This is a genomic window from Alistipes sp. 56_sp_Nov_56_25 (assembly GCF_001915285.1).
Taxonomy (GTDB): domain Bacteria; phylum Bacteroidota; class Bacteroidia; order Bacteroidales; family Rikenellaceae; genus Alistipes; species Alistipes shahii.
The window spans coordinates 66106-85773 of the sequence record NZ_MNQF01000001.1; the positions used below are offsets into that span (position 1 = coordinate 66106).

Annotated in this window: 13 protein-coding genes; 2 read left to right on the forward strand and 11 right to left on the reverse strand. The window is 60.4% G+C overall.

The window, feature by feature from the left end:
* Positions 1-9: 9 nt before the first annotated feature.
* The 11 genes from BHV64_RS00220 to BHV64_RS00270 all read right to left on the reverse strand — a co-directional run bounded on the left by BHV64_RS00220 (position 10) and on the right by BHV64_RS00270 (position 16293).
* A complete protein-coding gene (locus tag BHV64_RS00220) occupies positions 10-3279 on the reverse strand; it encodes a SusC/RagA family TonB-linked outer membrane protein (protein ID WP_288115434.1) in 3270 nt (1089 codons plus the stop codon).
* A gap of 56 nt (positions 3280-3335) precedes the next feature.
* Entirely contained in the window at positions 3336-5309 is a 1974-nt protein-coding gene (locus tag BHV64_RS00225; protein WP_168949013.1) for a calcineurin-like phosphoesterase C-terminal domain-containing protein, read from the reverse strand.
* A gap of 594 nt (positions 5310-5903) precedes the next feature.
* On the reverse strand, positions 5904-7289 hold the full coding sequence (locus BHV64_RS00230; RefSeq protein WP_217727253.1) for a GNAT family N-acetyltransferase: 1386 nt from the start codon (positions 7287-7289) through the stop codon (positions 5904-5906).
* Positions 7282-9192: an LTA synthase family protein gene (locus BHV64_RS00235; protein WP_288115436.1), complete on the reverse strand. Its 1911-nt coding sequence runs from the start codon at positions 9190-9192 to the stop codon at positions 7282-7284. Before BHV64_RS00235 ends, BHV64_RS00230 begins: the two co-directional genes overlap by 8 nt.
* A 3-nt stretch (positions 9193-9195) precedes the next feature.
* Positions 9196-10050: a carboxylating nicotinate-nucleotide diphosphorylase gene (nadC, locus tag BHV64_RS00240; RefSeq protein ID WP_015547957.1), complete on the reverse strand. Its 855-nt coding sequence runs from the start codon at positions 10048-10050 to the stop codon at positions 9196-9198.
* Positions 10051-10095: 45 nt separating this feature from the next.
* A complete protein-coding gene (locus BHV64_RS00245) occupies positions 10096-10575 on the reverse strand; it encodes a hypothetical protein (protein WP_288115438.1) in 480 nt (159 codons plus the stop codon).
* A gap of 12 nt (positions 10576-10587) precedes the next feature.
* On the reverse strand, positions 10588-12867 hold the full coding sequence (locus BHV64_RS00250) for a TonB-dependent receptor (RefSeq protein WP_217727256.1): 2280 nt from the start codon (positions 12865-12867) through the stop codon (positions 10588-10590).
* Positions 12868-12945: 78 nt separating this feature from the next.
* Positions 12946-13521, reverse strand: a complete 576-nt coding sequence (locus BHV64_RS00255) for a helix-turn-helix transcriptional regulator (protein WP_195579541.1) — start codon at positions 13519-13521, stop codon at positions 12946-12948.
* Positions 13521-13994, reverse strand: a complete 474-nt coding sequence (gene rlmH, locus BHV64_RS00260; RefSeq protein ID WP_022061294.1) for a 23S rRNA (pseudouridine(1915)-N(3))-methyltransferase RlmH — start codon at positions 13992-13994, stop codon at positions 13521-13523. The genes BHV64_RS00255 and rlmH overlap by 1 nt, the downstream gene beginning before the upstream one ends.
* A 141-nt stretch (positions 13995-14135) precedes the next feature.
* The gene (locus BHV64_RS00265) at positions 14136-14924 is read right to left on the reverse strand and encodes a S1/P1 nuclease (RefSeq protein ID WP_217727257.1); all 789 of its coding nucleotides are present in this window, start codon (positions 14922-14924) and stop codon (positions 14136-14138) included.
* A 13-nt stretch (positions 14925-14937) separates the two neighbouring features.
* On the reverse strand, positions 14938-16293 hold the full coding sequence (locus BHV64_RS00270) for a glycoside hydrolase family 2 TIM barrel-domain containing protein (protein WP_022061292.1): 1356 nt from the start codon (positions 16291-16293) through the stop codon (positions 14938-14940).
* A gap of 203 nt (positions 16294-16496) precedes the next feature.
* On the opposite strand from BHV64_RS00270, the gene asnS reads away from it, so the two are divergent.
* Positions 16497-17885: an asparagine--tRNA ligase gene (gene asnS / locus BHV64_RS00275; RefSeq protein ID WP_015547951.1), complete on the forward strand. Its 1389-nt coding sequence runs from the start codon at positions 16497-16499 to the stop codon at positions 17883-17885.
* A 197-nt stretch (positions 17886-18082) separates the two neighbouring features.
* Positions 18083-19507, forward strand: coding sequence for an RNA polymerase factor sigma-54 (gene rpoN / locus BHV64_RS00280; protein ID WP_147620539.1), 1425 nt, complete (start codon positions 18083-18085; stop codon positions 19505-19507).
* Positions 19508-19668: the final 161 nt, after the last annotated feature.

A 19668-nucleotide genomic window follows, 5' to 3' on the forward strand; every position in this document is an offset into this window, starting at 1 on the left:
TTGAAATTATTAGAAGGTGATGTCGATGCCGAACATGAACGTCTTGGCCCACGGATAGTAGGCGTTGTTGTTCACGCCGGAACGGTTGATAGCCGCTTCGGGATCGACGTACTTGGAGTTCTTTTTGAGCGGCGACCAGTAGCAGAGGTTCTCGCCCGAGAAATAGATGCGGATCTGGTCGATGCCGGCCTTCTTGGTGAGGGTCGCGGGGATCGTGTAGCCGACGGTCAGGTTTTTCAGGCGCAGGTAGCGGATATTTTGCAGGTAACGGTCGTTGACCTTGCTCAGATAACCTCCCGATGAAGAATAGGCTCTTGCGCGCGGGAAATAGGAGTCGGGATTGTCCTCCGCCCATACCTTGCCGAGGAAATCCGTCGGGAGGTAGGAGAGGTAGGGATAGGAATAGCAGCCCCAGAAAGGCATCATTTCTCCGTGGGGATACCAGTAGTGGTTGCCGGTTCCCTGGAAGAAGACCGAAGCGTCGAAGCCCATCCAGCGGATCGAGGCGTTGATACCGTAGGAGAGCGTCGGGAGCGAGTTGCCCAGGATCGTCCGGTCGCCCGGCTTGTCGACGGTGTCGTTGCCGACTCCCCAGACGCCGTTGCCGTCGAGGTCGACGAACTTCAGGTCGCCGGCCTGCCAGCCGCCGGTCAGACGGCCCGTGCTGTAACTCAGGTCGACCTCTTTGGCATAGGCCTGCGCCTCTTCGGTGGTCTTGAAGAACCCGTCGGTCTTGAAGCCCCAGATTTCGCCGATCTCCATGCCGACGTAATAATCTCCCTTTGTCAGGTTGGTCAATGACTTGTTCGGGTTGTTGTCGTATTTGGTGATGACGCTCTTGTAGTCGCTGAGGTTGAAACCGACGCTGTATTCGAACGGTTTGCCGGCGAGTTTGAACTGGTCGCGCCAGCTGACGGAGAGTTCATAACCCTTCGTGCGCAGTTCGGCGGAGTTCATGCTGGGCGAATCGGCCCCGTATACGCCGGGCAGCGCCATTCCGTCGGTCAGCATGTCCTTCGTGTCGCGGATGTAGACGTCGCCGGTGAAGTTGAGCCGGTTGTTCAGCATGGTGAGATCCAGACCCAGGTCCCACTGCTGGGCGGTTTCCCAGGTCAGGTCGGAGGCTACGGGGGCGCCCAGCGAGGAGTATTTGCCCTTTATGCTGCCGTCGAAGGTGTAGTTGCTGAAATCCTTGTTCGTGATCAGGCGCATGTAGGTGTAGTAGGACGACACGTTCTGGTTGCCCAGGCTGCCGAACGAAGCGCGCAGCTTGAGGTTGTCCACCAGGTCTTTGGCGTTGCCGAAGAACGGCTCCTCGGAGATGCGCCATCCGGCCGATGCCGAGGGGAACAGGCCCCAGCGGTTGCCCGGTGCGAAACGCGACGATCCGTCGTAGCGTCCGCTCACCTCGAAGAGGTAGCGCCCTTTGTAGTCGTAGTTGATACGGGCGAAGAAGCCTGCCAGGGCGTATTCGTTCTGGCCGCCGCCGTAAGCGCCCTCCGTGGGAGAGCCCGTTGCTAGATTCAGGTCGTCGAGGTTTATGGAGGAGAGGTTGATGCCTGCCACCGAGACGTTCTTGCTGGACCACGTTTCGTAGTTGAATCCGGCGGTTGCCGACACGTGGTGCGCCTCGCCGAACGTTTCGTCGTAGTTGGCGTAGACATTGGCCGAATAGTAGTTGCGCGTCTGAACCACTTCGTCGAGCTGGTTCATGCCGGCGCCCGTGTCGTAGGCGAGCAGCGGCCCGTCGGGGTATTCGCGGTAGTTCATTGCGGAACTGCGGCTCGTATTGCGGTTCTGGTAGAGGCGGTAGGTGAAGTCACCCGTGATGCTCAACGTCTTGAACGGCGTGATGACCAGGCGTGTCGTGTTCGAGAAGTCGTTCGAGCGGTCGACGTTGCGGTGCGTGCCCTCGTTGAGCAGGATGTGGCGTCCGTTGGCGATCTTGTAATCGAGATACGGCGTGCTGTAAAGCCACGATCCGTCGGGGTTCTTCATGGGGAAGTTGGCCAGTGCGTGGCGGGCGCTGTAAGCGATGGTGTTGTCTACGCTGCCGTCTCCCAGAGACTTGTAATTCGACGAGAAGAACGACGTGTTGTTCGAGAGCGTTGCCCACCGGTTGATCCGAAAATCGAGTTTCGCACGCAGGTTGTATTTGTTATACACGTCGGGATGTGCGCGCTGAATACCTTCCTGGCGGTCATAGGCGCCCGAGACGAGGTATTTGATGTCCTTCGTGCCGCCGCTGAGCGAGATGTTGTGCTGCTGCACGGGCCGACGCTGCTGGAAGAGCATGTCCCACCAGTCGTAGTTGCCGTAGTAGACCCACTGTTTGCGGCCGTTGCGGATCTCTTCGACGACCCACGGACGGTCGGGATGCTCGGTCCTGTCGTTCACGCGCGCCAGCAGCTGCTGCATGTCGTGATCGTTGTATTTGACATAGTTCGTTCCGGAGTCGGCCTGCCAGAACTTGTTGACCGTATAGACCGACCAGTAACCGCGGTTCTCGTAGTCGGTCGAGGTCGTGGCCTCCTCCCAGCCGAAACGGCCGCTGTAACGCACCGTCGCCTTGCCGTCCTGGGCCGAGCCGTTCTTGGTGGTGACCAGGATGACGCCGAAGGCTGCGCGGGCGCCGTAGACGGCTGCCGCCGAAGCGTCCTTGATGACCGAGATCGACTCCACGTCGTTGGGGTTGACGCGGTTCAGGTCGCCCACCACGCCGTCGATCAGCACGAGCGGGTCGGCCGAGTTGATCGAGTTGACGCCGCGGATGTTGATCGCCGGCGTGCTGCCGGGTTTACCCGAGGAGGTGGTGATGTTGAGACCCGCTACGGAACCCTGCAACATGCTGCCCAGCGAATGGGTGACGCGGTTTTCGAGCTCCTTGCTCCCTACGGTCGCAACGGCGCCGGTCAGGTTGACTTTTTTCTGCGTGCCGTAGCCGATTACGACGGTTGCATCGAGCATGATGGCGTCCTCTTGCAGGTAGATCGTGATGCTGTTCCGGCTTGAGGGAACCGTCACTTTCTGGGGCAGGTAACCCAGGCAGGTGACCTGGAGAACGGCTTCTCCCGACGGAACCTGGATTTTGAAGGTGCCGTTTTCAGAGGTTGTGACGCCTTTGGTCGTACCATCGACCAGAACGGCTACACCCACGAGCGGCTGTTGATTGGCGTCGAGGACTTTTCCCGACACCTCCCTGTTCTGGGCCGAAAGGGCTGTTATTCCCCCTCCCAATACCAGAAGAAGAGATAGAACCAGTGGTCTTAATACTCTCATAAGATCTGTGTTTGTTGGTTAGTAAATGATGATTGTGGTTGGGTATGTAGCGAAAATCACTTGCGTCGGTAGGCATCCGTGGAGAATGCTTTCGGCCGCTGCATGTTTTCGGTCCACTCGTTTCCGAATTCGTCCTTGACGGTGATCACAAGGTCGGTGTCCGCATCGTCCGCCTTCACCTTGAAGAAGTGCGTGAACTTGTCGGTGATGAACGACGGGGTCGACTTGAGTCCCGCGTTGTTGAACCGCTTGACCGAGAGCGCCGCGATATGGAGCGGGTCGTAGGCCCAGACTTCGGTGTAGGGCAGCGTCTTGCGGTTTTCGTCGACGACGCTCAACGTCCAGTCCGAATTCCAGTTCCAGATGTTGATCAGCACCTCGTTGTCGTTGTTCTGCGGATAGGCGTTGACATATTGCATATAGGCGTTCTTGACCGAAGCGGAGATGTCGGAAGGCATCAGCGGAACGTCGGCCATCGAAAAATGCACGTTGTTCAGGTCGTAGCTGCGGAACTGGTACTCTTCGGGCCATCCGGTCGATTTGTAGAGACATTGGAAATCGGTTCCCGTGACATCCCAGATGCCGTAGCCGCCCGGAGTTCCGTCGGTTCCGATGTGGATTCCGGGCGTGAGGTTGCCGGACCACCACCACGAAGCGCATACCGAGCCGGAGTTATACTCCCGGAAGTTATGCCCGTCCACGATCGGAGCGTCGGGCGTCACGTTGAAAAGTTTGTGGGTATGCCCCGTCACGAAGCGGACGGTATATCCGTCGAGGATGTCGAAAAGCCGCAGGGTGTTGACCTGATCGTGGTCGATCTTGAATCCCGATGTGGTCGGATAGAACACCTGCGCATGCATGGCAACGACGACGGGGGTCGTCTTGGCCACGTGCGACAGGTCTTTCGCCAGCCAGTCCAGCTGCTCGGCGGAGAGGCTCTTGACATAGTTGCGGGAAGTGCTCCCGTCGTAGCTGCTGCAATCAATGTCGTCCATGACGACGTAATGGACCTTGCCGATGTTGAATGAATAGTAGGTCGGGCAGATCTGATCCACATATTTGACCGCCGCATCGTAGTCCGACCTGGTCTGGAAGTCGTTGTCATGGTTGCCCATGGTGTGGAAGATCTGCAGATTCTTGATCTGGCTGTTGACGGTGTTCAGGTACTGGGGGAAATAGTAGCTGTTCGAATACCAGTAGAGGTCCCAGGTCATGTCCCCGAGGGTGAGCGCATACATCTTCTCGCCCTTGTGGCGGGTCATGTAGTCCGTAAGGTCGGAGGTGAACTGGGCGAACTGTCCCAGGTCGCCCGTTCGGTTGGCGAGGTGCATGTCGCCCAGCATGAAGATCTTGTAGGAGTCCTGTCCGTCGACCTTTTCGAGCTTGAAGTCGGCCCGTTCGACGACGTCGGCGCTGTTTTTGAGCGCGCGGTGGAACTGCGGGAGCACCCCGACGGACGGAACTTCGTAGCCGCTCGGGACGGAGATGAAGACATATCCCCACTTTTTGGCCGATTTGAGCTGGTAGATGCCCTTCTCGTTCGTGACGGTCACCTCCGCGCCGTCGGAGACCACGACGTTCTCCACGCCGACGCCGGCCGACGACACGATCCCGTAGACCGTGGTGCCTGCATCCGGTTTGAAATCTATGTCTTCGACGATGTTGATGTAGATTCTTCCGAACGATTTTTTGCGCGCGTCTCTTTTGACGAAGACTTTGTAGTAACCCGTTTCACACCCGTCGGCCAGGCGTACGGTGAAACTGTCGGAAGAGGTGTTGACGATGGGGCAGACGTAGGAGATGCCTGCGTCCGACTCAAGAATGAATGTGTCTGTGGTCAGGGGCGATTTCCCCCCCCCACTTACGGCGAAAGTGCACTCGCCGCCTTCGGTGACGTCTACCGACCCCGGAACCGTGAATTGCACGTCGAAATTATCCGCGGGGGTCTTTTCGTCATCGCTGCCGCCGCAGGCGAAGAGTTGCGAGACGGCGATGAGTGCCAGTAACAGATACTTTAATACGTTTTTCATTTTAAGTTCTTCGATTATAATTTTTTTATTTGTCCGCGTTTTGTAAATCCGGTTGTTTGGACACCTCGAAGGCCCGGAAAGACCCGGTCGGGGACTCCGTCCCGAAGTCTCCGTTTGCGGCCCTGCCGGCCTTCGCATCTTCCATTATATATATGGTAACCATCTGTTTACCGTGTCGCTTCTGTCTGAAAAACTTTTCAAATATAACTTGTTTGTGTTTCGATTGTGTTTCGAATACATTTCAAAATTAAACTTATTTTATTAAAAAACAAAATCGGATGATTTTTTTTGCAAATAAAAAATTTTAATTTTTAGTCGTGTTTCGTTTGGTAGATTTGCCATTTCCCTTTCATCTCTTTTTCGTTGCCATTGATTCGTGGAATGGTTGTGAAGCGAAACTGTCGGGCGTCTGTTTTTCGGTGACGGCAGCTCGGAAAACGGCATGGCGGAGAAGAGTGGCGGGCGGAACCGGAGGTGTTGTCGGAACCGGTCCCGGCCGCTCGGGGCGGGCTGTCGCCTGCGCCGGGAGCGGCAGTGTGGCGGACGGATTCCGGCGCAGGCCGAAAAGACGCTCGCAGAGGTGAGTTCCGGAGGCTATGAACGCCAGGAGGCGGTGAGCTGTTCGGGGAGCGGAACCGAGGAGTCGCGCCGCCAGACCATCGCCCGGTCGGCGGCCGCGTCGCCCGTGCCGAAGTCGAAGCGGTCTGCGGAAACGAACCTCGCCGGAACGTCGCCAGCGAACCCGAAGCGTCCGTAAAATTCCCGGAGCCACTCCTTGCCGGGCGTCGGGATGAGGAACGCCGCATCGTCGCCGCGCTCCGCGATGAGCCGCATCGCTTCGCGCATCAGCTGCGAAGCCAGTCCGCGTCCCCGGAACGCCGGGTCCGTCGCTACGCCATAAATATAGGTCGTGCGGCCCAGCTCCGTCCGGAACGGCAGGAGGTGGAGCATCGCCGCCATGCGGCCTTCGGCCTCGGCCGTCAGCATCCGGCGGCGGGAGTAATAGCGCATGATGAACGAGTCGGCGAACTGCTCGTCGTCGCCGAAGGCCTTCATCCAAAGCTCTTTGCAGGCCACTTCGTCGGGGTGCATGCAGATCGCCGCGAATTTGTGCTGGAGGAACGCCGGGTGGTAGGAGAGTTTGGCCTGCCGCAGTCCGTCCAGCCCGAGGTCCTCCTCGCGGTTGATCAGCGTGAAACGTTCGGGGAGGTGCTGTGCGAAGAGTTTGTTGATGATCGTGAAAGCGCCGTCGAACTCCGTGTCGGCCTTCTCTACGTGGGTGTCGAAGGTGTGGTCGTTGACCGCCGAGCCGTAGGTGAAGGCCGCGAGGCGGTCGCCGACGTAGATGCAACCGCCGATCAGCCCCAGTTCTTCGAAATGTTCGAAGGCCCGCTGCATGGCCCGCTGCTCGGCGCACAGCTCCGAGGTGTGGCCTTCGTGGGCCTTGCGCCATTCGCGCTCGAGGGCCATGCACTCCCCGAAGCGGTCGGGCGTCAGCTCTTCGTAGCGGTAGTCGGGATATTCGGCCGTGAAGCGGTTGATGTGGTTGCGCTTGGGCTGATAGCGGCGTCCGGCAAGGTTGCGAAGATCGTCGGCGTTGTAGACGTAATCCTCCAGCGCGCGGTCCGACTCGAACGCGAAATGGCAGGGAACGATCCGGCGGATCGTGTCGCGGCCTTCGTCCGTCAGGCCGATGATCCGCAGCCGCTGTCCGTGGGCGTGGGCGTCTTCGCGCAGGAGGGGGAGGATCGGGCCGAAGTCGCCTTCGCCTACGGGCTGCATGTAACCGATGCGCTCGCCGCCGTCGATCTGGAAGCGGATCACCAGGAATCCGCCGATCTCGGCCCACGCGCTGTGGAACACCGCCTGCCAGCAGTACATGTTGGCGAAGGCGAGGTCGCAGTTGCAGATGCCCGAGGGCATGGTATAACGCTCGATGACCGCCCGGTCTTCGAGGCGCACGGGTTTGAATTCAATCATTTGCCGTATAGCTCTTTTTCTCGATATGGGTGTAATACTGCTGGACCAGCGCCCGGAAATTCTGTGCCAGACTGTCGGCGGCCGGGGTGGCCGGGCATTCCTGCACATCCATGTCCGAATCGTCGAGCACGATTGCGCCTTCGCCGGTCAGCGCGCGGAACCGTCCGTCGTAGCTGACCGACCAGCGGGGCCGCTGCGGTTCGTTCAGCACGTCGCGCCCGAATGCGAAATAAGGCTTCCGGTTGCCCGTGAGCCCCAGCAGGGTGGGCATGATGTCCAGTTGCTGCGTGATCTCGCCGACCTCGCCCCGCAGGGCGCCGTCGGGGGTGTAGATGAAGCCGATGACGTGCATGTTGCCCGGGTAGGAGCGCGTCTCCTCCGCGAATTTCTCCGACGACACGTGGTCGGCCACGAAGACGAAGATCGTGCGGCGGAACCACTCCTCGCCGCCGAAGCGCTGGAAGAAGAGGCGGAACGCCCGGTCGTCGTAGGCGACGCCCTTGTGAATCCGGGTGTAGCCCTCGGGCAGCGTCGCGGCGTACTTTTCGGGTACGACGAACGGGTGGTGCGACGAGAGGGTGAACAGCGCGGCGAAGAAGGGTTCGGGCATCGCCGTCAGCTCCTCGCCCGTGAATTGCAGGAACTCTTCGTCCCAGATGCCCCAGTAGCCGTCGAAATCCCTTGTTCCGTGCTTCGCCTCGTAGTCCTCGCGGCTTACGAGCCGCTCGACGCCTGCCGAACGGGCATAGGCCCCGAAGCCCATCGAGCCGCGTTCCGAGCCGCAGAAGAAGGCCGTCGCATAGCCTTTGTCCGCCAGCATGGCGGGCAGCTGGCGGCTCTCGCCCAACGATTGGGGCATCAGTACGAACGGCGTGCGGAACGAGGGGATGCTTCCCAGCACCGAGGGCATGGCCTGGATCGAACGCGAGCCGTTGGCGTACATCCGTTTGAATGTCAGGCCATTGAGCATCAGTGAATCGAGGAACGGCGTGAAGCCTTTTTCCGGGAGGTCGGCGTAGAGTTCCGGATGGAGGAACGCGGAGTGCTCGGCCGACATGCTCTCCATGATGAAAATCATCACGTTGCGGCCTGTGAGATCGACCGCCGCGCTGTCGGCGGGCCGGTGCACGGGCGTGAAGCGCTGCGGCAATTCCTCCGGGGTGAAATATTTCCTGTATTTGACGCTTCCCGCGCTGCCGATGGTGCGCAGGATGCAGAACGGGTTGCTTAAAATCAGATTGGCCTTGCCGCTGTCCGCCGTGTAGAGCATGGCGTTGGAAAGGGTGATCGGACGGGTCATGCGGGTCATGCCGCCGCGCATCCCGGCGACGCTCAGCCCCGCCGCGAGGGCGAAGACGGCCGTGCCGCCGGCATAGTAGGCCCAGCCGCGGCTGAAAACGCTCTCCTCGTGCGTCCGGCGGCGGTAACCCCACGCCAGCAACGCCACGAGTCCCGCCCACAGCAGCACGAGATACCAGTTTTCGGCCATGAACTTTCCGGCCAGCTGCAACGAGTTGTCGTTGTCGGCGAAGAAAATTTCGTCGGCCGTGAAACGCTTCTGCGTGTAGCGGAAATAGACCGTGTCGGCGAGGTTCGCCGCTGCGATCAGCACGGCGTTGACGATCACGTAATACCAGAACAGCATGCCCCGGTACCAGCGCCGTTCGCGCAGGTGCAGGGGCAGGAGCGACAGCAGGATGAACACGCCGTCGGCATAGACGACCGACGCGGTGTCGAATTTCAGCGACCCGGCCACGAGCTGCCCCAGTTCGCTCCACTCCGGCGGACCGAGCAGGGCGGCGTTGTAGACCCAGAACGCCGCGCGGCAGAGCATCAGCGCCGCGTAGAGCAGTGCGATGCGCCACACGAGCAGCGCCAGCGGCGTATGGAGCAGGCGTTTCATCCTCTATTCGCAGGCCTTCAGCGACATGTCGAGCGACTTGATCTGGTGCGTCAGCGCGCCCACCGAGATGAAGTCGACGCCGCACTCGGCATAGTCGCGCATCGTGTCGAGCGTGATGCCGCCGCTCGATTCGGTCTCGCAGCGTCCGGCGACCTTCTCGACCGCCCGGCGGGTCATTTCGGGAGTGAAGTTGTCGAACATGATGCGGTCGACGCCGCCCGCCGCGAACACCTCGTCGATGTCTTCCAGCGTGCGGACCTCGCACTCGATGGGGATCGTCTTGCCTTTGGCCGCGAGGTATCGGCGCACACCTTCGATCGCGGGGCGGATGCCGCCGGCGAAGTCGATGTGGTTGTCCTTCAGCAGGATCATGTCGAACAGCCCCATGCGGTGGTTCTCGCCGCCGCCGATCTTCACGGCCATCTTGTCCAGCACGCGCATGCCGGGCGTGGTCTTGCGCGTGTCGAGGACCTTGGTACGAAGTCCCTCCAGCCGCTTGACATAAACGGCGGTCTGGGTCGCCACGCCGCTCATGCGCTGCATGATGTTCAGCAGGATGCGCTCGGCCTGAAGCAGCGAGCGCAGGCGTCCCGAGACGTAAAAGGCCACGTCGCCGGGCGCGACACGGTCGCCGTCGTGCAGGATCTGTTCGAATTTCATTTCGGGATCGAGGCGTTGCAGTACGAGTTGCGCGATTTCGATCCCGGCGATCGTGCCCTCCTGCTTGCACAGCAGGCGCATGCGTCCGTGTTCGTCGGCCGGGATGCACGAGAGCGACGTGTGGTCGCCGTCGCCGATGTCCTCCCTGATGCAGAGTTCGATCAATTCATCTACGAAAGGTTTGTATTCGGGTTTCATGGTTCGTGGATATTTATTCTTTGATAATCAGTCGCCCTTCGTATATTACCTGAAAAACGCCGGCGCAGGTGAAGCTGACCCGGCAGTCAACGCCGTCGATTGCGCCTGTGAGATTGGTGATTTTATAGCGTTCGACGGGCCGGTAGCTCGATCCTCCGCCTTCATTGTTCTCTTTGAGGGCGGAGGGAATGATCTCCTCCCTGACGAAGTTGAGCGCGGGGTATAGGTGACCGTTTGGAGCCGCATTTCCACGCCCGGCATGTTGGCCGCGAAGCGCGTTTTGTGCATGTAGAGGGAGAAACTCTCCGGACCGCCTGCGAATTCGAACCAGGCTTCCGGGTCCGTAAACGTTTCGCCTTTGGCGTCGGTCACGGTCGAGGTGCCGTAAAAATGCAGGTTGGCACCTTGCAGGTATCCGTTTTCGATGCCGTCATTGGTTGTGGCGTAACGGACTTTGGGTTCGCCGTCGTCGTTGCAGGCAGCGAAAGCTGCGGCGGCGAAGAGGAGGAAGAGGATTTTTTTCATGTGTTGGTATTGTTAGATGTTTATATTCAGAGTGATGCCGAAGGTGCGGGGGCGTCCGCGCTGGACGAACTCGTTGCCGATCGACTTGAAATAGAAGACGTCGTAACGCGCTCCCCCGAGGTTGCGGCCCCAGATGTCGAGCGAATAGTGCTTGTGCTCGAACCGCACGGAGGCGTCTGCTAACGCATAAAAGGGCTGCGAAAGTGTGTTCTCCTCGTTCCACCAGATGCGCCCCGCGCAGCGGACTCCCGCTTGCAGGACCACGTCGCCGAGCCACTTGACGCCCGTGGGCAGGGTCCATGCCGCCTGGGCCGAGAGGGTGTGCTGCGGGGCGTAAGGGATGCGGTTGTCCTTGAAATCCTCGATGCCGTTGTCGTAACGCACGAAACGGGCGTCGGTGTATCCGTAGGCCGTGTTGATCTCCAGCGACCGCCACGGCGCGAATTGCAGGGCCGCTTCGGCTCCGACGCTGCGCGTGCGGCCCGCGTTGGTCATCATCCGGCCCGTGCTCTGTCCCTCCGGGAAGATCGTGAGCTGTTGGTCGCGGACATCAATGTAAAATACCGCGAAATCGCCCCGCACGGCGCCGTCCATGCACGAGAAGTGGCCGCCCAGTTCGTAGTTCCAGCTGTATTCCGGCTCGTAGGACATCAGGTCCGCTTCGTCGTACTGCGAACCGGCCATTCGCCATTTGAGCTTTTCGCTCAAGATGTCGGAGAACATCTGCGTGTTGAATCCCCCGGCCTTGTAGCCCTTGGCTACCGAAATATAGAGGTTGCGCACTTCGTCGAAAGCGTAGAGCAGCGAGACCTTCGGCAGCACTTCGCAGTAGGTGTGGGTGATGCGGTTCCCCTCGTCGATCGAGATGCGTTTCGGCGCGGGCGCGCCGCCCTCCTTGCTGACGAAATAATCCATGTCGGTCCGGCTGTGGTAGGCCAGCGACGTGTGTTCCACGTCGAAACGGATGCCGGCCGTGAGCCGCCAGCGGCCCAGCCGCAGGTTCGACTCGTGGTAAACGGCGCCTCCGTACACGGGCATACGGAAATCGGAGTAGAGCGGCAGTTCATCCGCGGAGATCGAGTATTCCTCGTTCCAGATCGCGCCCAGATGCTCGTTGGCGTTCTTGACGATCAGCTCCTCGATGCCCGTGCGTTTGAAGTGCACCGGGGCTTCCATCACGCCGTGGCGGTAGAAACCGAAGGCGCCCAGCAGCCAGCCGTAGCGCCGTCCGTCGTGCGAACGGAAAACGATGTCCTCGGTCAGGGCGTGTTCGCGCCGGGCCTGCCGGAGCGTGAACCAGGGTTCGGGCGTGAAGTCCTGGTCGAGCGTCATCTCGTCGTCGGAGTACTGGTACGAGGTGATCGACGAGACGGAATATTTCGCGGCGTCGTAGCGCACCGTGAGTCCGTCGCTGACCGTTGTGCGGCGGTAGGACGACGGGTCGTTATAGCTGATCTGGCCGTTGCGGATGACGGTCTTGCCGTCGCGCACGATGTCCTCGCCGGCGTAGGCGTAGGGATAACCTCCCTGGTCGAGCGCCGAGAACGAGAAGGTGTTGTCGATGCGCACTCCCCGGTTGTTGCGCCACTGCGTTTTCCAGCGTCCTCCGCCCAGACGCTCCCAGTCGCATTTCTCGCCCGTGCAGTCGTTGTCGAAGAAGCCGCCCGTGTGGGTGAAATAGCCCGTCACGGCCATTCCGAGGTCGGGCGAGAGCTTGTAGTAGGACGATGCCCGGAAGCGGTAGGAATCCCCGCTGCCGTATTCGGCCGTCAGCCGCACGCCCTCGTAGGTGAGCGGCGAGAGCGTGTAGACGTTCACCACGCCGCCCATCGTGTTGCGGCCGTAGAGCGTCGACTGGGGCCCGCGCAGGACCTCGATGCGTTCGGCGTCGGCCAGCTCCGTGTCGAAGTTGTCCTTGTTGAGCACCGGGACGTTGTCGATATTCAGCCCGATGACCGGCTGGTCGATGCGCGCGCCGAGGCCCCGCACGTAGATCGACGAGGTCATGCGCGAACCGTAGTCCGGAGCGTGGAAGTTGGGAACCGTTTGCGAGAGGTTTTTCACCGCCCCGATGCGTCCCCGTTCGATGGCGCGGCCGCCGACGATCGACGCCGCGACGGGCTGCGAACGCAGCACGAGGCCTTGTTTGATGGCCGTCACCTGCACCTTGTCCACCACGATCACCGTGTCGGCCGTCTCCGTGTCCGGCGTCGGGCCGTCGCCGCCCGCGGTGCGGGCCGCGGCCGCGGAGGCCAGCAGCAACAGGGGTATGACGAGCGATTTGCGGTGCATGTATCGGTTGCGGTTATCGGGAGTACAAAGTAACGGTTTTATTTCGGTCGGTGCAATCCTAATTTATGAGGAGGCGCGTCACATCCCGTCGGGATCGACGTAGCCCGCCGCCAGGGCGTAGACCACCAGCCCGGCGGCGGTGCGGATGCCGAGCTTCTCCATGATGTTGCGGCGGTGGGAGATCACGGTCGTCAGGCCGATTCCCAGCCGGTCGGCGACCTGCTTGTTGATCAGTCCGCCGGCGATGAGCGTCAGCACTTCGGCCTCGCGCTCCGTGAGCGGCTGCGCAGCCTGCGGCTGGACGGGCAGGGCGTGTTCCGGTCGGCGGACGCTGTGTTGCAGTCGCATGAGCGAGCGCACGAAACGCTCCTCGTCGGTCTGCACGTCGATGCAGTGCACCCCGGCGGGCGTCTGTCCGTTGGCGAGGAGGATGGTTCTGTGGCTGCGGGCGCGGAAGAAGGCGTTGTGCGCCGCGAAGAGCTGCGCCGTGACGAAATAATGGATGAACCGCTCCGGATCGGCCTCCGCAAATTCCTGAAAGTTGCCGAACAGTTCCACGTCGGCGGCCGGGGCCGCTTTTTCGAGGATGGAGCGCAGTCCCACGCCTACGAGAACGTTGGCGGTCAGGATGGCTATGACGGGGCGCTGCTGCATCATTCGTGGTGGTAGGGTTCGTTGTTGAGGATGGTGAAGGCCCGGTAGATCTGTTCGGCGAAGATGGCCCGCACGATCTGGTGGGAGAAGGTCATGCGCGAGAGCGACAGCCTGCCGTCGGCGCGTGCGTAAACTTCGTCCGAGAAGCCGTAGGGACCGCCGATGACCAGTACCAGGCGTTTCACGCCGCTGTTCAGCCGCTTTTGCAGCCACAGCGCGAACTCCACCGAACGGTATTCTTCGCCGCGCTCGTCGAGCAGCGTCACGTAGTCGCCGTCGGCAAGCTGGCGCAGGATGGCCTCGCCTTCGGCCGTGCGCTGCTGTCGGACGGTCATGCTTTTGGTGTTGCGCACGTCGGGCAGCGCGGTGACGGCGAACCGGCAATAGTGATTCACGCGCCGGGCATACAGTTCCACCAGCGCGGCGATCTCTTTCGAGTCGGTCTTTCCTATGACGATCAGCTCTATGGTCATTGCGTTCCGCCTGTGCGTCGGTCGGGCACAGTACGGCGCAAAGATAGCCTTTTTATTCGGTTCGGGCAAATCGTTTTTCCCGTCCGGAAACGGCGATGCCGCGCTTCGGGGCGCGGCATCGGGGCTTCGGGGCCGGGGGCGCTATCCGAACAGTTCGTTCAGCACACGGGCAAGACGGTATCCGGCATTGCGGATCTGGCGCTCGATCAGCGGCAAGGCCTCGTTCAGGAAATCCTGTCCCAGCCGCTGGCCGGGCTTCGCCCATTCGAACTGCGCCTCGCACACGACGGCGTTGTCGTGGAGCCAGTCGCGCGGCGTTCCGGCTGCTACGGCCTGCCTTTCGGCCTTCGGAAGGCGGTCCAGCTCATCGGCCCACTCGCTGACCGACCAGATGCGCGTGGTGGTGATGATCTCGTTGTCCCAGACGCTGTGGATGGGGAATTTGTGCGGCTTGTGGTACTTGTCCTCGAACAGCACGTCGTATTTCGTGTCGTGCGTCGTGTACTTGATGTGCGCCGGGCAGTGCATGTCGCCCACCAGATGGATGATGTACTTGAGGTTGACCTCCACGGCCGAATCGGTGAGGCTGCGGTAGTTCTTCAGGTTCTCGATGGCCTGCTCCAGTCCGTAGATGGCGTTGCCGCCCGTCGCGAGCATCGAATCCTCGTAACGCAGTCCGGCGTTCACGGGCACGGTGTGCCAGTTGTTGGTGAACTTGTACTCGGGGGTGTGGCGGTATTCGTCCATCCACTTGGCGAAGTAGACGATCGAGTGGCCCCCGAGGTACTTCTCGATGCGCTTTTTGGCTTTTTTCGTCAGATTGCGTTCGGCGATCTTGGCGATCGTCTCGTGGCCTTCGCGTCCCCATCCGAAGACGCTCCCCGTGTTGAGCAGGCCGGCGAAGAGCAGCAGTAACAGCAGTTTTTTCATTGGGTTGTCGTATTTACAGGTCCGAATTCCACTCGCCGTCGGTGTCGGAGTAGATCACCGGACGGGACTTTTCGACCGATTTGAGCCACTGGTAGGCCTTGTACATATTGTAACCGTTGCCCGAAGGACCGCCCAGGGAGTAGGCGATGACGCAGGTGAAATTGCGCGAACGGTAGTACATCGCCTTCACGCGTTCGAGGTAGTCGCCGACAAGCCGAGGGTCGTTCGACGGCGTGCCCCCGACGGTGCGGTCGCCGCTCCGCTCCGGGGCGTTGATGTTGGCCCGGTCGATGACGTAAAGGCCCAGAGAGTCGCACAACTCGTAGAACCATGCGGGCTGCGGATAGTCCGGGCAGATGGTGTTCTTTCCCTTGGCCTTCAGGGCTTTCAGCTCCGCGAGCGTCGTCTTGCGGTCGGCGGCGGCGTTGTATCCGGCCTTGACGGGTTTTAGCTCCTTGCCCAGCCGCATGATGCGTCCGTCGACGAGTTCGGTCTTGCCGAAGCCGATCTTCAGGGGCATATACTCCTTGTAGACTCCGTTGCGGCGCGTGAAAAGCATCACCTTGTAGAGGGGCGGCGTTTTGCTTCCGGCCTCCCATTTGTTCTTGTAGGTGTGGTAGATGAACGGCGAGAAGCGCACCGTGTCGGTCGAGCGGCCCGGGATGGTGATTTCGGTCATGTTGAATTCGAGCAGCTTGCCCTGCGGCGAGTAGATGTCGTAGCCGACGGTGACGGGTTCCTCGTAGTTGTATGCGTTCTGCGTCACGATTTTAAGGTCGAGCATTCCGAAGTCGCGCCCCAGCGAGTCGGGCACCAGTCCGATTTCGAAATCGGCGATCGAGCGTTTGTTCTGGTAATAGAGGTAGCTGTTTTCGAAGGACTTGCGGACGACGGGGGCCGCGGCGTCGAGCTGCCGGGCGGGATTGTCGTTGCGCATCAGCAGTTTGAAGTCGTTGGCGCCTTCGCGGATGAAGGGGGTCAGGTCGAACTCCGCGGGCGTCAGCGGGTCGCTGACCTCGGCCACCTGGCGGTCGTTGAGCCAGAGCGAGTAGGCCGAACCGGGATTTTCCACGTGCAGGTAGACCATGCCGTCGGTCCAGGCGAACGGAATCTCGATCTCCTGTTCGAGAACGGCATGAAGAGGACCTTCGGTCGCAATCGTCACCTCGGGTTCGAAAGCCTTCCAGTAGCCTCCGGCTTCGCGGTTGCGGGCCTCGGCGTCGTGGCGCGCGTCGTAGGGGACGACCTCCGTACGGTAGACGCGGCCTCCTCCGGGCGTCATCGGGACCGGATTCCTCTCCTCCATGATCTGGGCCGTCGCAGAGAGCGCGCAGGCTGCCAGCGCAGCCGTCAATATCGTTCGTTTCATTGTTTACGGGGGTGTATAATCACGACAAAGGTACAAAAAAGTTGAATGGGTTCAAAACGGAATTGCATGCGGCCCGGTGAAACATTCCGACGCATGGAAGTGTCGTTACGGCACCAAAGGTACTTTTTTTTTGACAAATCGCAAATAATCGTTAACTTTGTCAATTCAGAAAAAACGACTGGAAACACAGACAAAATCGAGATATGAAAACGCAGAGAATCGTAGAAATCCTGAAATCGGACGCTGTCGATACCGACGTCGTCGTAAAAGGCTGGGTGCGCACCAAGCGCGGTAACAAGAACGTGGCGTTCATCGCCCTGAACGACGGGTCGTGCGTAGGTAATATACAGGTGGTGGTCGATCTGGCCAAAATCTCCGAGGAGCAGCTCAAGCCCGTGACCACGGGCGCCTGTCTCCGCGTCGACGGCCGTCTGGTGGCTTCGCCGGGCGCGGGGCAGGGCGTCGAGGTGCAGGCCGAAAAAATCGAGGTTTACGGTACGGCCGACCCCGAGAGCTATCCCCTGCAGAAGAAGGGGCATTCGCTGGAGTTTCTGCGCGAAATCGCCTACCTGCGTCCGCGCACCAACACGTTCGGCGCGGTGCTCCGCATCCGTCACGCCATGGCTTACGCCATCCACGAATATTTCAACAAACACGGATTCTACTATTTCCACACCCCGATCATCACGGCTTCGGACTGCGAAGGCGCCGGCGCGATGTTCCAGGTGACGACGCTCGATATGAACAACCTGCCCCGGACCGGGGAGGGGGCGGTCGACTACGCGCAGGACTTCTTCGGCAAGGCGTGCAACCTCACGGTGTCGGGCCAGCTCGAAGGCGAGCTGGGCGCACTCTCGCTGGGCCGCATCTACACCTTCGGCCCCACGTTCCGTGCCGAAAACTCGAACACCCCGCGCCATGCGTCGGAGTTCTGGATGATCGAGCCGGAAGCGGCCTTCTTCGAACTGGAGGACAACATGGAACTGGCCGAGGATTTCCTCAAATACCTCATCCGGTATGCGCTGGACAACTGCATGGAAGACCTCGAATTTATGAACAAGATGTGGGACAAGGGGCTGCTGGAGCGTCTGCACTTTGTGCTGGAGCACGATTTCAAGCGTCTCGACTACACCGAAGGCATCGAGATTCTGAAGGCTTCGGGCCGCAAGTTCGAATTCCCCTGCGACTGGGGCTGCGACCTGCAATCCGAGCACGAGCGCTACCTCGTGGAGGAGCACTTCAAGCGTCCGGTCATCCTGATCAACTACCCCAAGGACATCAAGGCCTTCTACATGAAGCAGAACGACGACGGCAAGACGGTGCGCGCCATGGACGTATTGTTCCCGGGAATCGGCGAAATCATCGGCGGTTCGGAGCGAGAGGCCGATTATGGCAAACTTCATGCGAGAGTCGCCGAATTGGGCATGAACGAGAAGGAACTCTGGTGGTATCTCGATACCCGCCGCTGGGGTTCGGCACCGCACTCGGGCTTCGGCCTGGGCTTCGACCGCCTGCTGCTTTTCGTGACGGGCATGACCAACATCCGTGACGTGCAGCCGTTCCCGCGGACGCCCCAGCACGCCGACTTTTGACGAAAGCCGTCCGAGTGCGGCGCCTTCCGGCCTTCCTTCGCCGTCCGCGACAGCCACATACTTGAGTGTGCTCCTGCCGCGCCCGACTTCCCGAAAACCGGAATCCGCCCGCCCTGAACGACTTTCGAAAACCCTGAAACCCGATAAATGAAGAGACCAAATTCGGAATGCTGAACAATTCTTAATTTGGACCCAATATGGCTATTAATCAGAAACAGGTACTTTCGCTTCAGCAGAAGCTCTCTCCGCAGCAGATACAGATGATCAAGCTGCTGGAACTGCCCGCCGTGCAGCTCGAACAGCGCATCAAACAGGAGATCGAAGACAATATCGTGCTGGAAGAGGAGGAGCGTTCGGCCGAGGACGAGGAGCAGCCTCCCCAGCAGATCTCCTTCGACGAATACCTCCGGGAGGACGACACGCCGTCGTACAAGAGCCGCATCAACAACTTTTCGAAGGACGACAAGCAGCGTCCGGTCTATCTGACCGAAGGACGGTCGTTGCAGGAATATCTCGTCGAGCAACTGGGCTACCGCAATCTTCCGGAGCGCGACTTGCGGCTGGCGGTCTACCTGATCGGCAGCATCGACGAGGACGGCTACCTGCGCCGCGATCTGGAGTCCGTGGCCGACGACATCGCCTTCACGATGGGGCTTGAAACGACGGCCGGGGAGCTGGAACGCCTGCTCGGAATCATTCACGAACTGGAGCCGGCGGGCATCGGCGCGCGCGACCTGCGCGAATGCCTGCTGTTGCAGATGGCGCAGATGCCGGTCAACACCCGTCCGCGGCGGCTGGCCAGGAAGATTCTGACCAGCTATTTCGACGAGTTCGTCAAGAAGCACTACGAGAAACTGATGGCGCGGCTGCAAATATCCGAGGACGATTTCCGCGACGCGATCGCCGAGATCCGCCACCTGTCGCCCAAGCCCGGCAACCTCTACGCCGAGGGCGGCACGGACACCACGCCCTATATCATTCCGGATTTCATCCTCGACTATCAGGACGGGCGGTTCAACCTCTCGCTGAACTCCTACAACGTTCCCGAGGTGCGCGTCAACCGCCGCTATATGGAGATGATCCGCGAAATGGTGGGTTCGGACGGACGGGTCAGGGAGAAGGACAAGGAGGCCATTCAGTTCGTGAAGAACAAGATCGACTCGGCGAAGTGGTTCATCTCGGCCATCAAGCAGCGGCACGACACGCTGATGCGCACGATGCAGACCATCCTGGACTACCAGCAGGAGTATTTCAAGGACGGCGACAAGTCGAAACTCCGGCCGATGATCCTCAAGGACATCGCCGACCGCACGGGGCTGGACGTATCGACCATCTCGCGCGTGGTGAACAGCAAGTACGTGCAGACGCAGTTCGGGATCATCCTCCTCAAATCGCTCTTCTCGGAGGCCATGCAGACCGATTCGGGCGAGGAGGTGTCGAGCTACGAGATCAAGAACATCTTGCAGCAGTGCATCGACGAGGAGGACAAGCGGCGTCCGCTGACCGACGAGACGCTGATGGACATCCTCAATTCGAAGGGCTACCGCATCGCCCGGCGCACCGTGGCCAAATACCGTGAGATGCTGGGAATACCGGTGGCAAGGCTTCGGAAACAGATATAGCCCGCTTAAGAAGCGGGATTTAAGGGCGGCAGGCTTTCGGATATCGGATTCGGGTCTGCGCTGCCTGCCTTGAAAAACGTTTTTTAAGCGGGCGGGTCATTGCGGGCGAATGCAATGAGCGTGGCAATCCGATGGATAGTCGGGAGGTTCCGACATGATCC

Excerpts from the sequence above, each read along its gene's own strand:
- BHV64_RS00245 (WP_288115438.1), bottom strand. The coding sequence starts at position 10,575 with ATGAAAAAAATCCTCTTCCTCCTCTTCGCCGCCGCAGCTTTCGCTGCC.
- BHV64_RS00270 (WP_022061292.1), bottom strand. The coding sequence starts at position 16,293 with ATGAAACGAACGATATTGACGGCTGCGCTGGCAGCCTGCGCGCTCTCT.
- BHV64_RS00230 (WP_217727253.1), bottom strand. The coding sequence starts at position 7,289 with ATGATTGAATTCAAACCCGTGCGCCTCGAAGACCGGGCGGTCATCGAG.
- BHV64_RS00250 (WP_217727256.1), bottom strand. The coding sequence starts at position 12,867 with ATGCACCGCAAATCGCTCGTCATACCCCTGTTGCTGCTGGCCTCCGCG.
- rlmH (WP_022061294.1), bottom strand. The coding sequence starts at position 13,994 with ATGACCATAGAGCTGATCGTCATAGGAAAGACCGACTCGAAAGAGATC.
- nadC (WP_015547957.1), bottom strand. The coding sequence starts at position 10,050 with ATGAAACCCGAATACAAACCTTTCGTAGATGAATTGATCGAACTCTGC.
- BHV64_RS00235 (WP_288115436.1), bottom strand. The coding sequence starts at position 9,192 with ATGAAACGCCTGCTCCATACGCCGCTGGCGCTGCTCGTGTGGCGCATC.
- asnS (WP_015547951.1), top strand. The coding sequence starts at position 16,497 with ATGAAAACGCAGAGAATCGTAGAAATCCTGAAATCGGACGCTGTCGAT.
- BHV64_RS00265 (WP_217727257.1), bottom strand. The coding sequence starts at position 14,924 with ATGAAAAAACTGCTGTTACTGCTGCTCTTCGCCGGCCTGCTCAACACG.
- rpoN (WP_147620539.1), top strand. The coding sequence starts at position 18,083 with ATGGCTATTAATCAGAAACAGGTACTTTCGCTTCAGCAGAAGCTCTCT.
- BHV64_RS00225 (WP_168949013.1), bottom strand. The coding sequence starts at position 5,309 with ATGAAAAACGTATTAAAGTATCTGTTACTGGCACTCATCGCCGTCTCG.
- BHV64_RS00220 (WP_288115434.1), bottom strand. The coding sequence starts at position 3,279 with ATGAGAGTATTAAGACCACTGGTTCTATCTCTTCTTCTGGTATTGGGA.
- BHV64_RS00255 (WP_195579541.1), bottom strand. The coding sequence starts at position 13,521 with ATGCAGCAGCGCCCCGTCATAGCCATCCTGACCGCCAACGTTCTCGTA.